Raw genomic sequence first — 11,746 nt, 5'->3', positions numbered from 1 at the left:
CATTTTACTCTCTCTGCAAATTGAATTGTCTGATGCCACGGTAAAAGAGTGAGTGAACGCATATCTGTCATCCACCCTGTCACGCCTGATTGGTTAAACGACCCTCTGTTAATCTCTTTCAGTACCAGTTAAGCGCCCGGCATTAAATGTGTCGGGCCACGTTATTTGCTCCTTACAGCTGATTCATTTTTGTAACCTGTACCACAAAAAAATAGAGTTACGCATGATCCGGTTGCCGCAGACGTGTACGCTTCTGCCGATACAGAGGGAGAGCATTATGGATGATGAAGCGGTAAGTGATGCTATTGCGGCATGTCGCCTGCTATTTGGACAGGCGGTGATGGAAATCGTGGCTGAAAATAAGCCTGTGACTGGTGAAGCCATTTCTGAAAAAATTCATCAAATGTTTACCGGAATCAACCCGGAACCCGTGATGACGCTGGCTATCAGCCTGCTGACAACCCGCGCCGACTGACCGATCCCGGTCATCAAGCCAGAGACCTCAGGCCGCCATGGGCGTAATGCCAGTCAGTTAAGCGACAGGTGATAACGCAGTCTGGTGCCGCTCAGGGGCTGGCGGTCCTCGCGCCGCTGCGCGGTTCCTTCACTTCATTCGCCTGCCTGACGGACCGCCGGGGATGGCACATCCTGTGCCGCCCCACCTTTCGCCCGCGTCCTGCGGGCTCTCCTGGCAGACTCATTCTGTTCAGTGCTGCGGATTGCCTGCCCCTGAGCGACCCCGGCCTGCTCAGGCCCGCACTGCGGCTCGCTCGCCCGGAAAAAAAGCTGGCACGTTTGACCGTGACAGCTTTTACAAATCTAATCTTAACTGACCAGTATTACGCCATGGGCGGCCTTTTCCTTTTCTGCATGCTGGCCCGGCAGGGCCGACGCCGTAAAATAATAATCCGGTTAATAATTCAGGCCTGTCTCTGGCCTGTCGTGCTGGCCTCATATTTTAACAATATCGCAACTATGGAACCAATCTGACACTGCGCTGACTAATTTGCTGACTATACCGTTACGTTACCGTTTTCAGAACGTTAACCGGGCGAGTCTTACTTTTATTCAGCCAGAACGGCGTAGCCTTTGCGCAGAGGATGTCAGACATGCGGGTTTTAATTATTTGTCGGGATAATATTGGCGACACCTTACTGACCACGCCGCTGATCAGTGCGCTGGCGCAATCGGGGCAGCATCAGGTCGACGTGCTGACTAACAATTACGCTGCGCCAGTGTTGCAGCATAATCCCGATATCCGGCAGCTCTTCTATTACACCAAACTGCATCACCGTGAGGCAGGGCAGGGACGACTGGCCTGTGTATTACAGCGACTGAAGCTGATGCTGACCCTGAAAAAACAGCGTTACGATGTGGTGATTCTGGCAAAAAGCCGCTGGGATCAGCATGGCCTGAAGTGGGTTAAAACAGTGCGTCCTGCCAGAGTGATCGCCCTGGGCCATCCCCATCCGCTGATTACCGATCTGTTGCCGCCACCCAGCCAGTCGCCGTGTCATATCAGTGAAACCCTGTTTAGCCTGGGGCGGCCTTTCAATCTCAGCGCCACAGCGCCAGGCAAACTGACGCTGCTACCGGATGCGGCAATCGCGGCCAGCCTGCGTGACAGCTGTGCAATTGATCCCGCTGTTCCGGTCTATGCATTGCAAATCAGCGCCCGCAAGCCGAGCCAGCAGTGGGAAGCCGCGCGGTTTGCCGGGCTGGCTGAAAAAATCGCGGCGCGTCATTCCTGCCAGATAATGCTGCTCTGGTCACCCGGCAGCCGTGATAATCCGCGTCATCCGGGAGATGATGAAAAAGCGCGTGAAATTATGGCGCTCTGCCCGCATCTGCCAATCAAAGCGGTGGCAACCACCAGCCTGCCGCAGTTGATTGCAGCAATGTCGTTGTGTCAGGGGCTGGTGAGCAGTGATGGCGGGGCAATGCACATTGGTGCGGCGCTGGGATTGCCGGTCGTCGCGCTGTTTGGCGACAGCGATCCGGCATGCTGGCACCCGTGGCAGGTTAACTATCAGGTGCTGCAACCGGGGTCACGTGAGGTCAATGCGCTGAGCAGCAGCGAGGTCTATGACGCGTTCGCCCATACCATTACTCAGTAATCCTCTTCAGGCCAGCGTCCCAGTCTGGCCGCTTCACACAGCATGGCGACCGTCAGTGGACGATAAGGCTGTGCTGTGCCCGCAGTAAACCAGTTTGCCACTGCAAAGCGCCGTCGGCGCGGCTCCGGAAAATAGCGGGCGTCATCATAGTGTTCTGAACAGACGCCGAAAGTGATAAAAAAATCACTCATCAGAATGGCAAAATCCACCTCACTCAGCGGTAACTGCTGGATATGAAACCCCGTCCGATCCACTTTCCGGAACCAGCCCAGTGCGGTTGGCTGATTGTGGTGCTCAATCAGCGCAATGATGGATTGAGAAAGGTCGTTCATTACCCCACCAGCTTCGCCACGGCCTGCCCGACCTCATCGGCCTTGATCGTTGCCATCGGATGCTGTGAGGCGGTTTTATCCGGGCGGTGAATAATGATGTGCCGATCGCTGTCCTGGCAGGGACCGGTATAGCGCGGATTGGCGGTGGAGAACAGGCTGACCGTTGGCGTCTGTGCGGCCACGGCGATGTGCAGTGGACCGGTGTCCCCGGTAACCAGCACATCCAGCGTGCGAATCAGGCTAATCAGGCCGCTGAGATTCGTTTTACCCGCCATCGGGGTCACACGCTGACGGTAGTGCAGGGGCAGGCTTTCAATAAATTCCTGCTCAAGAGGCTGCTCAGCGGCGGTGCCGGTAACGATAATTTCCGTGTCAGGCCAGCGTTCAAGCAAGGCTGTCGCCAGCTGGCTGAAGGAGGCCAGCGGCCAGCGGCGAATATCTTTTGATGCCCCTAACTGAAAACCGATACGGCGATGGTCAGCCTTTGCAGTCGGACTGTTGTTCAGTGCCGGAAGGTGCATCCGGGTTTGCTCTGTCTCTGCGCCCAGGACTTCAATCAGTTTCAGCTTACGCTTGATGGTATGGTCATCGAAATAGCCTGAATAGTGATCGAGATATTTATTTAGCAGAGGCGATTCGCGGCCGTAATGATCGCGCACAATCACCTTACTGCCGGTCAGTACCGAGCTCATAATATCGTAGGGGAAATGGGCGTGTAATATTACTGACAGGTCAGGTTTCTGGCGGCGCAGTTTGAAAAAAAGTGGCAGGAAATTCGCCAGTTTGTTATCCCAGATATAGATCTGATCAAACCAGTTATAACGGCTGACGAGATCCTTATTTTTCTTGCTGGAAACCAGAATAAATTTGCTGGTGGGAAAGCGATTTTTCAGGCTCAAGATAGCCGGCGTATTCATCAGAAAATCGCCCAGTGCCGTGGTGGAGTATATCACCACTGTTTGTGGGGCCAGGTCGTGCAAGGCCTGTGGTTTTGTTCTGCTGGAAAATCGAGAATAGAGCGTTAAAAGTCGGTCTATCAGATAAATCTTTTTTTTCTTCACGTCTGAATTCTCTTGAATTTACCAATGTTATTAACAGGGAAATATTATGGAGTGTTAGAGATTAACGCTACAGAGAAAGTTCATTATGACAGGATGTTTTTTTCAGTCATTGAGTTTTTGTTTGAAATACACTCGCTTTCTGGTTTAAATAAAAATGAACTTTAATTTTTTGTTATTTGGAAGATGTTTTATGTGCACTTTTATTAATGAATGATTACGGCTTGTAATTCTATGAAAAACTAATAGCAGGTTAATTATTAGCGGAATTATTCTATGACTTCTATCTATTAAAAAACATGCGATAAAACAAACCCCGGCACGTGTGCCGGGGCAGGGTATTACGACTGTGGCTGACCCACCGGGCCTGAACCCAGCGTACCGCCCGGTGACGACTGACCGCTTGGTGCATGAGGGCGGCCATCATCTTTAATTGCGTCGCTCTTCTGCGAGCAGCCCGCCAGAGAGGTTAAGGTCGCTGCAACCAGCAGCAGGGCAGGAATTGTTTTCATAAGGTCACCTTGATGTTGTCAGAAAGAGACGAAACCAGACTAAGCATAGATACTTACCGCATTCTGGCCTGAAAAGGCTTATCTTTCAGATGTTTCTCAGCCGGCGGAAGGCGGCCTGGCAAAAAAAAACGGAAGCCAGTGGCTCCCGTTCTGTTGACGTTCAGCGCTATTACTTGCGGCCCAGCAGGAAGCCGATAAATACGCCAACGCCTGCAGCAACGGCCAGACCTGCAACAGGATTGGATTGAACCTGATCCTTGATACAGTCAGCAGCATCGCGGGCAGCATAGCTTGCCTGATTGGTGTAACGGCGTGCTGCGCCTTTAGCCTGATGCTCAGATGAACCGGTTGCTGCACCCCATTGTTCCTGAACTGCGCCAGCGGCTTCTTTTACTTTATCTTCGATTTTTCCTGACATTTATTGCTCCTTGGTTTTGAGTGAGACCCTCAAAGCGTAGCAAAGATAGTGAATTCTGCTCCTCCAGCGGAGGAAAATGGGCTAAAAAATCATTTCTGGCTGTTAATGGCGCTGCGTTTGCGGGTAAGGGATTTACTGTCTAGCCTTTGGAAAGAGAGGCGCACTCAGGCGCTGCCACAGCCATAGCCAAAGCTACAGCCGGAGGATAAGCAATGAAACGTGATGCACTGAATGATGACGACTATGACGAAGTCTGCCGGGTCATTGGCGATGCGGTCATTGTGCTTTCGGAGCGCGGCCATGACACCCGCCGTGGCGAAATCTACGACCTGCTTAAACGTATACGTCAGCAGCGGGCCCACAGTGAACGCGATGAGCAGCGGATGCTGGATCATGCTATCCGGCTGATTAAGCCTGAGGTTTAGCATAGTGCGGAAACGCTGCGCTACTGCAGCAGGACGCCCTGAATCAGACTGGCCTCAACAATCGTAACCTCATTAATTTTCAGCGCCTGCATATAACCTTCAACCAGTAAGAGATTGCTGACATCAGTGGCCCGGTAGTCGCCCGGGAGTTCACTGTCGCCTTTCCAGACCTGCTGCTGCGACAGCTGACTTAATGTCGTCAGGCTGTAGCGATGGGGTTTGCCCGGTAACTGATTGCGGATTGAAAAACCATGTACGCCGCCGATGCCAATGACCCGACGGCTCGCCAGATCCTGTTTAATCTGCGGACTGACCTCATTAGCGGCATAAAATTGCACAAAGCGCAGTACCGACTGCCGCCAGGAGCCAATCGGATTAGGGGATTTGGCCTCCGGGCTGTTCTTCAGCACCGTCAGAATAAAGTTTTTCAGCGTCACTGAGGCCAGTTTGCCCTGATAGATATCCGCAACCGGCTGACCCGCCTGCTGTCGCCAGGCAGTCATCTGCATCGATCCCCCACCAATATCCCAGACCAGCAGTTGCTCATCACGGATCGCCGGATCGTTAAGCGCGGCTTTAGCGGAGAGGAAACCGAGTTTCGCTTCCTGCTGCTGCGAGATGATGCTGATTTGCGCACCGGTCTGGCGCTGCAACTGATCGATGACCGCCTGACCGTTGCTGGCGTTGCGGAACACCGCCGTGGCAACGCCGCTGATCCGCTGTGGATGAAAGCGCTGTGCCTGCGTTAAAAGCTGCTGCAGGGCAGCGGCACCTTCATGAGTCATTGCCGGGCTGAGCTGATTATCTGTTGAATGCGCTAAGGCCTCGTTCCATGCCACGGCGCGCTGATCCTGATACAGCATCTTTTCGATGCGCAGCTGGCAGACATTGACACGGGCTACCGCAATTTTGGTGGTGCCGGAACCGATATCCAGACCGGCGCGGATTTGCTGGCAGCGATCGGCCTGGGCAGCAGCGGCAAAAAACAGTGAGCAGAACAGCGTGACAGCAGACAGCGCAGCAGAACGCATAGCGACTCCGGGTGCAATGAGGATCAGAGTGAACGGGCGGCGACGCAGGCCGGATAGACGCTCACCAGGAAGTGACGCAGATGATCAAAACACCATTCGGCGTCATCCGCCTGCGGGCAATAGAACTGAATAGTGATCTTTTCATAATCGCGCTGACGCTGGCGCAGCGGTGACCAGCTCCAGTCGAGTACCGAACGGGCATAATTGACCAGCGTCTCCGCGGGCATCTGATGTTGCTGCTCCTGCCCGGTCAGGTAGCGATAAAAGTTCGCTTCCAGCTGCAGCGCCTCCTCAAAGCCGTGTTGCGGCAGGTCGGGACGAAAAGCCACATCGATAAAGCCACAGACCGCATCTGCCTGCTGCTGCCAGTCGCAGGCCAGGGTCATAAACAGCCCCTCCTGCAGATTGATCTCCTCGACCAGCCGCCGCAGATTCACTGAATGGTTCAGCACCGCGATCTCCTCAAGGCGACCGGTTTCCAGCGTCAGATCAAAGCCACAGGGATTCACGGAGCCATCCGCATTGCGGGTGGCGGGGAAGGGGAAGTCGATATAACCGTTGTTATCCAGACGCTTTTCCATCGGGGAGACCTGCTGCTTGACGTTTCCTGACAATAAACCATCTGGCAGCAGGATTCATCCCTTATGGACAGGTCCAGGTGATTTGGGTGTCCTGGTAAGGGTTGATCAGGCGGAACTGCTTATCTGACAGGCGCTGCGCGTAATAGCCCTCAGGCGTGACGGCGGAGGGAACATATTTAAAGCGATCCAGCGACTGCAGCGGGCCACTCTTAACGCCGACCTTATCCCGGGTCACGGTGAAGCTATTAACCAGATCAAAAATCACGCCCTGGGTATGCCCCATCGACTGACCATAAATTGTCGAGACCTCACCCGGACATTCCACCCCTTTCGGGCCAGATGAACATCCAGTCACCATCGCGATGAGGATAAAAATGCTGAGACGCATCATGATTTTCTACCTGCTTCAATCCCTGGGAGTTTCGTGGCGCAGAGTCTATCCTGCTGCGTCACTGATTACTTAATCATAGCAGTTTACGCTGCGCTTCCTGTTTGTGATTTGTTTAATCGTTAAGCAACAGGAATGTAAAAGGGTGACTTTGCTTATCAATAAACGTTATTCTTGGCTCCTTTGCGCACCACTTAGGCAAATCCAGGGATAAATGATGAACGAAGAAGAAGCAAGTCTAATGATTATTCGCCATGCGATTGACCAGTTAGAAGCCGATAAGAAGCAACAGGTGATCGCTTGTTCAGCGGAAATACGTGCAGCAATGCAGGCTTATGATAGCGAGAATGCCGGGCTGGCACTGATGTTAGTGGCCGCCGAGGTAGCAGCCGAATAATCATATCCGGTCAGTGTGGCAGCCTGTTACGCTGGCCGGATTACTTTATTTTTTCTCAACTTTCAGATTTCTTCGCACGCCGATTCTATCTTTCAATGGTCTTGCTGCGGGTTGCCCCGCGCCCCTTCTCTGTCCTGTGATGTGTTAAGCTAAAAAACCTCAATAAAATCAGCGGAGACACAGCATGAAGGCAGCATTAATTGCCCTGGGCCTGCTGGCCTGTCACATCGCACCCGCCTGGAGCGAGACGGAATTTCAGCTTAACTGTCCCGGCCGGACAACCATGACCGTTTCGCGTGCCGAATATGGTTTAACCACGTTAATGTGGCCGCCGGGGCATTTCCAGATTGCTGCCGGTCAGCAGCGTACCCGTTTAGAGGCGGGTGATAAGGTGGCGATTACCCGCTTTCGCAATGGCGATCAGCTGATTGTGAACCAGCGCAGCCAGGCGACCTTTTTTGTCTACCGCGACAGCGATAAACTGCTGCCCTGCAGCCGCAGCGAAAAACGCGATGTTGATGCGTTGAGCCTGGAGCGCTACGACGATCGTCAGCACTCCGACACTTAACCCACGGAGCCACTATGCAACCCGAGATTACCGATAAGGTCACAACGCAGGATCTGGATGAAGTCAGGCTGGGTCTGACTGCGTTCAACAGCAAATATATTAATATTGATGAGATCAGATCGATCGGCGTGTTTATTCGTGATGACCAGGGCAGAAAGCTGGCCGGACTGACCGGATCAACCGCCGGAAACTGGCTGCGGATTGATATGCTGTGGGTGAGTGAGGTGCTACGCGGGCAGGGGGCGGGCAGCAAGCTGATGCAGGCGGCAGAGCAGGAGGCGCGGGATCGCGGCTGCCGCTTTGCCCAGGTGGATACCGCCAGTTTTCAGGCGCGACCGTTTTATGAAAAGCTCGGCTATACGCTGCGCTTCAGCCTGGATAACTATCCGCGGCATCATCAGCGCCACTATCTGACGAAAGCCCTGTAATCAGAACAACGGTTGCTGACGCAAATCCAGCGGATGCTGTTCTGCTTCATCAATCGCGGCCAGCCAGCTCTGCAGCGTGACTTTTTTCCAGGAGAGATGCCCGCGCGTGGTACTCATCAGCACCACGTCGGGACGCAGGGAGCGGTAAAACTCCAGCGTCTGGCTCAGCTCAGCCGGATTACTGTCCGGCACCAGCACCGTGATCCAGCGGTCATGCGAACGCGTCACGGTATCGCCAACAAACAGATAGGTCAGCCCCAGCGGCGAGGTGTAGAGATAGCTGCAACTGCCCGGTGTGTGTCCTGGCGTTGGCAGCAGATGGAAATCCCCGAAGTGCGTCTCCTGCTGCGAAAAGGTGTCATCAGGCTCAGCAAAACGGCTGATGGGGCCCAGCGATCGGCTATGGCAGTAAAGTGCGCTGCTGAAGCGCTGCTGGATCAGCGCCGCACCGGGCGCGGATTCATGCCAGTGGGTGAGGTAGTGGCGGATCACGCCGCCGGTATCGGCCATGACTTCATGATCGAGCGGATTTTCTACGCGGCCAATCAACAGATTGCCGCGCGGGTGACGCAGCATAAAGCCATGCATCATCAGGTCATTAACGGCATCTTCCACCGGAAATTCCGGGGTTGAGATCCACAAATCGTCATACAACGGCTTCAATGTCGATCTCCTGAAACAAACGCTATTCCCGCAGGACGGGATGCCCGGTCGCCTGCAAACGGGCGTGGCCCTGGCTGACTGCTAATCGTGCGCTGGCACCCAAAGGCAGTGTTACGGTGTCAGCGGCATGACCAAAATCTAATCCACAAATCAGCGGCAGACCGGTGGTGTCACGCAGTCGCTGCCAGACGGTGCTGAAGTCAAACCCGTTGTCATATTCCGTCAGGGCTGTACTGGTGAAGCTGCCGGTAACGATCGCCCGCTGTCGCGCCAGAATGCCGCTCTGCTGCAGCTGAATCAGCATGCGTTCAATGCGGAACGGATGCTCATTCACATCCTCAATCACCAGAATGCCGTTCTCAAACTGCGGCATCCACGGCGTGCCAATCAGTGAGCAGATCATCGCCAGATTCCCGCCCCACAGCGTACCCTGCCATTCGCCCTCGTCAGGCGTTTCGCTTTGCCATGTCACCTCTACTGTAGGTGAAGTCAGTGCCTGCCAGAAGTGGTGAAGGGTAAATTCAGATAAGGTCGCGGCGCCGAAGTTACCGGCCAGCATCGGTGCGCTGAAGGTAATCAGGCCGACCTGTGCCAGCAGTGCCAGCTGAATCGCGGTGAAGTCGCTGTGGCCGCACAGCGCCAGCGGCTGATTCAGCAGACGGCGTTGCAGGCCGATGTAGTCGATGGACTCCAGTAACCGGCTGGCACCATAACCGCCACGCACCGCCAGCACCACATCGGGCAGCGTGCTGAGACTGGCAAGCTGGTTGATATCCGCCAGGCGCTCCGCGTCCGTACCGGCGAAGCGCTGAAAACGGCGGGTGATCACCTGCTCGTTCTCTACCTGATGGCCGGCCGCACGCAGTCGTGCAATGCCCTGCAGCGCCGCAGGCTGATTGTGACAGTAACCGGAGGGGGAGATAAGACGAACTGAACGTGAAATCATCATACTTTCCTGCTGTTAGCGCCTGACTGACGGCGATGATGGCGAAAAGCGCCGCTGAAGTCACGGTACGCGCCGCATTTTCATGCATTTAGGATAAACGGTAATTTTGCTCTCAGGCTGCCTGGGTATGATAGCATTCGCCACAACAGCTACGAGATGAAAAATTGCTGAAAATCCGACACCTTATACTCTCAGCGTTACTCCTGACCGGCTGTGCCAGCGAGCCACCGCACCATGCCGTTAAGCAGCGCAACACGCCATTAACTCAGGCACCGCCGTCCAGCGTCAATGGCACCTGGGCGATGTTTACCGAAGATGCCGCCAGTCATTATGGCGTTGATGAGAAGTTGATCAGCGCCATTATCAGTGTCGAGTCGGGTGGAAATCCGGGCGTGGTGAGCCGTTCAAATGCGGTGGGGCTGATGCAGATTAAAGCTTCGACCGCCGGGCGCGAAGTCTATCGCACGCTGGGCCGTCGTGGTCAGCCGTCGAATGCCGAGTTGCGCGATCCGGCCAAAAATATTGATATCGGCACCGCCTATATCCGCATTCTGCAGAACTCCGCGCTGTCGGGCATCCGCGATCCGCTGACCCTGCGCTATGCCACCATCGTCTCTTATGCCAACGGCGCAGGAGCGTTACTGCGGACTTTCTCCAGCGATCGCGATCGGGCCATTGCGATGATCAATGCGATGTCACCGGATGAGTTCTATCAGCATGTGCAGAACAAGCATCCGGCGGCGCAGGCCCCGCGCTATCTGTGGAAAGTCACCACGGCTTACCGCACTATCTGACCGATTGTGATTAGTCCTGCGGCGTGAGCAGTAGCCGCGCCGTGGGATAGTCGATGATCAGCACCTTGATGTAGCCGCCCAGCAGCGCACCGCGAATCGCCTGCGCTTTCTCTCTTCCGCCTGCCAGCCCGACCACCTGTGGACACTGTTTCACCTGCGCCAGCTCCATACCAATCACCGGATCTTCTTCTGCTTTCAGCACCGGCTGTCCGCAGGCGTCGAAATAGTGCAGACAGATATCGCCTACCGCACCGCGCGCCGCCAGCGTCTGTAGCATCCTGCCATCGTAGTAGTTGCCCGAATTACGTAACAGCGCCGACGGCTCCAGATCGCCAATGCCGACAATCGCCAGGTCGACCTGCTCAAATTTACTCAGAACCTCGGCGACCTCCGCGTTGGCAGAGAGCCGCTGGCGATCGCTGACCGAATGCTCAATCGACTGGGACGGCAGCAGCCAGGCGGGGCAGTTCAGCAGCGCCGCCAGATTTTGCGTCAGAATCGTGGCTTGCACATTGCCGTTAGCCCCGACGCCACCCAGCAGCTGGATCACCCCTTTGCAGGCGCTGTTGAGCGGATGCAGCGCATCCACCATCGCCCGGATCGTGCCGCTCCATGACGAAATACCAATCAGCTCATCGTTTCGCAGTCGGGTCTCCAGATAGTGAGCGGCCGCCGATCCAATCGCCTGCTTAATCTGCAGCGACGACGCCTGGTCCGGCACATCCACCACAATCGCCTGCGGCAGGTTATAGGTCTGCTCAATGGCCTTTTCCAGCTCAGGGTAGACGTTGGCTGGTGGCACCACGCTGATCTTGACCACACCTTCTTTCACGCTGCGATTAAGAATGCGTGAGACAAACGACTGCGATAAGGTCAGCGACTGCGCAATCTCTGACTGCTTCAACCCTTCGACATAGTAAAGGGTGGCAATTTTCACCATCAATCGCTGTTCATCCTGTTTTGCCATCGGTTTTTCCCTCTCTGATTCTGCCCGGTATTGTTAACCAGGATGATCAAAATCACAACGCAGGCTAATTTGTGATCGTTTTCGCTTTTTGACGATCGCGCATTGGACGGCACGTCAGCGC

General features: G+C 54.8%; 17 protein-coding genes. 7 read left to right on the top strand and 10 right to left on the bottom strand.

Annotated elements, in window-relative coordinates; all coding sequences use genetic code 11:
* Positions 1-277: 277 nt before the first annotated feature.
* Both HFD87_RS00395 and HFD87_RS00390 read left to right on the top strand, forming a co-directional pair.
* On the top strand, positions 278-475 hold the full coding sequence (locus tag HFD87_RS00395) for a hypothetical protein (protein ID WP_010246253.1): 198 nt from the start codon (positions 278-280) through the stop codon (positions 473-475).
* A 634-nt stretch (positions 476-1,109) separates the two neighbouring features.
* The gene (locus tag HFD87_RS00390; RefSeq protein WP_167422808.1) at positions 1,110-2,117 is read left to right on the top strand and encodes a glycosyltransferase family 9 protein; all 1,008 of its coding nucleotides are present in this window, start codon (positions 1,110-1,112) and stop codon (positions 2,115-2,117) included.
* On the opposite strand, the gene HFD87_RS00385 is transcribed toward HFD87_RS00390, so the two are convergent.
* The 4 genes from HFD87_RS00385 to HFD87_RS00370 all read right to left on the bottom strand — a co-directional run bounded on the left by HFD87_RS00385 (position 2,111) and on the right by HFD87_RS00370 (position 4,437).
* The gene (locus HFD87_RS00385; RefSeq protein ID WP_062757433.1) at positions 2,111-2,449 is read right to left on the bottom strand and encodes a DUF1493 family protein; all 339 of its coding nucleotides are present in this window, start codon (positions 2,447-2,449) and stop codon (positions 2,111-2,113) included. The genes HFD87_RS00390 and HFD87_RS00385 overlap by 7 nt on opposite strands.
* Complete coding sequence (locus HFD87_RS00380) at positions 2,449-3,510, bottom strand: glycosyltransferase family 9 protein (protein WP_167422807.1); 1,062 nt, start codon at positions 3,508-3,510, stop codon at positions 2,449-2,451. The genes HFD87_RS00385 and HFD87_RS00380 overlap by 1 nt, the downstream gene beginning before the upstream one ends.
* 338 nt (positions 3,511-3,848) lie before the next feature.
* Entirely contained in the window at positions 3,849-4,019 is a 171-nt protein-coding gene (locus HFD87_RS00375; RefSeq protein WP_010246238.1) for a hypothetical protein, read from the bottom strand.
* 169 nt (positions 4,020-4,188) lie between these two features.
* Positions 4,189-4,437, bottom strand: a complete 249-nt coding sequence (locus HFD87_RS00370; protein WP_010246235.1) for a YqjD family protein — start codon at positions 4,435-4,437, stop codon at positions 4,189-4,191.
* A gap of 212 nt (positions 4,438-4,649) precedes the next feature.
* Between HFD87_RS00370 and HFD87_RS00365 the strand changes: the two genes are divergently transcribed.
* Positions 4,650-4,862: a DUF2767 family protein gene (locus HFD87_RS00365; protein ID WP_010246232.1), complete on the top strand. Its 213-nt coding sequence runs from the start codon at positions 4,650-4,652 to the stop codon at positions 4,860-4,862.
* A gap of 20 nt (positions 4,863-4,882) precedes the next feature.
* Here HFD87_RS00365 and HFD87_RS00360 read toward each other — a convergent pair whose 3' ends face one another.
* The 3 genes from HFD87_RS00360 to HFD87_RS00350 form a co-directional block, all read right to left on the bottom strand.
* Positions 4,883-5,893, bottom strand: coding sequence for a Ppx/GppA phosphatase family protein (locus tag HFD87_RS00360; RefSeq protein ID WP_167422806.1), 1,011 nt, complete (start codon positions 5,891-5,893; stop codon positions 4,883-4,885).
* Positions 5,894-5,916: 23 nt separating this feature from the next.
* Complete coding sequence (locus HFD87_RS00355) at positions 5,917-6,474, bottom strand: hypothetical protein (RefSeq protein WP_022625839.1); 558 nt, start codon at positions 6,472-6,474, stop codon at positions 5,917-5,919.
* A 61-nt stretch (positions 6,475-6,535) separates the two neighbouring features.
* Complete coding sequence (locus HFD87_RS00350; RefSeq protein ID WP_167422805.1) at positions 6,536-6,865, bottom strand: hypothetical protein; 330 nt, start codon at positions 6,863-6,865, stop codon at positions 6,536-6,538.
* Positions 6,866-7,079: 214 nt separating this feature from the next.
* Here HFD87_RS00350 and HFD87_RS00345 point away from each other — a divergent pair, with 214 nt between their 5' ends.
* From HFD87_RS00345 to HFD87_RS00335, 3 genes are all read left to right on the top strand, one after another.
* Positions 7,080-7,259, top strand: coding sequence for a hypothetical protein (locus tag HFD87_RS00345; protein WP_167422935.1), 180 nt, complete (start codon positions 7,080-7,082; stop codon positions 7,257-7,259).
* A gap of 184 nt (positions 7,260-7,443) precedes the next feature.
* Positions 7,444-7,827, top strand: a complete 384-nt coding sequence (locus tag HFD87_RS00340; protein WP_010246217.1) for a hypothetical protein — start codon at positions 7,444-7,446, stop codon at positions 7,825-7,827.
* Between the two features lie 14 nt (positions 7,828-7,841).
* The gene (locus tag HFD87_RS00335; RefSeq protein ID WP_060679967.1) at positions 7,842-8,255 is read left to right on the top strand and encodes an N-acetyltransferase; all 414 of its coding nucleotides are present in this window, start codon (positions 7,842-7,844) and stop codon (positions 8,253-8,255) included.
* Here HFD87_RS00335 and HFD87_RS00330 read toward each other — a convergent pair whose 3' ends face one another.
* Both HFD87_RS00330 and ldcA read right to left on the bottom strand, forming a co-directional pair.
* Positions 8,256-8,918, bottom strand: a complete 663-nt coding sequence (locus tag HFD87_RS00330; RefSeq protein WP_010246210.1) for an MBL fold metallo-hydrolase — start codon at positions 8,916-8,918, stop codon at positions 8,256-8,258.
* Positions 8,919-8,940: 22 nt separating this feature from the next.
* On the bottom strand, positions 8,941-9,864 hold the full coding sequence (ldcA, locus tag HFD87_RS00325) for a muramoyltetrapeptide carboxypeptidase (protein ID WP_010669878.1): 924 nt from the start codon (positions 9,862-9,864) through the stop codon (positions 8,941-8,943).
* A gap of 164 nt (positions 9,865-10,028) precedes the next feature.
* On the opposite strand from ldcA, the gene emtA reads away from it, so the two are divergent.
* On the top strand, positions 10,029-10,658 hold the full coding sequence (gene emtA, locus HFD87_RS00320) for a membrane-bound lytic murein transglycosylase EmtA (RefSeq protein WP_010246204.1): 630 nt from the start codon (positions 10,029-10,031) through the stop codon (positions 10,656-10,658).
* A 10-nt stretch (positions 10,659-10,668) separates the two neighbouring features.
* Here the strand turns inward: emtA and HFD87_RS00315 are convergent, their stop codons facing one another.
* On the bottom strand, positions 10,669-11,625 hold the full coding sequence (locus HFD87_RS00315; RefSeq protein ID WP_167422804.1) for a sugar-binding transcriptional regulator: 957 nt from the start codon (positions 11,623-11,625) through the stop codon (positions 10,669-10,671).
* Between the last annotated feature and the right edge of the window lie 121 nt (positions 11,626-11,746).

It is taken from the genome of Pantoea sp. EKM21T (assembly GCF_011800405.1).
GTDB lineage: Bacteria > Pseudomonadota > Gammaproteobacteria > Enterobacterales > Enterobacteriaceae > Pantoea > Pantoea agglomerans.
Note: the sequence above shows the minus strand (reverse complement) of the source record. Positions and strands in the feature narration are given on the sequence as shown.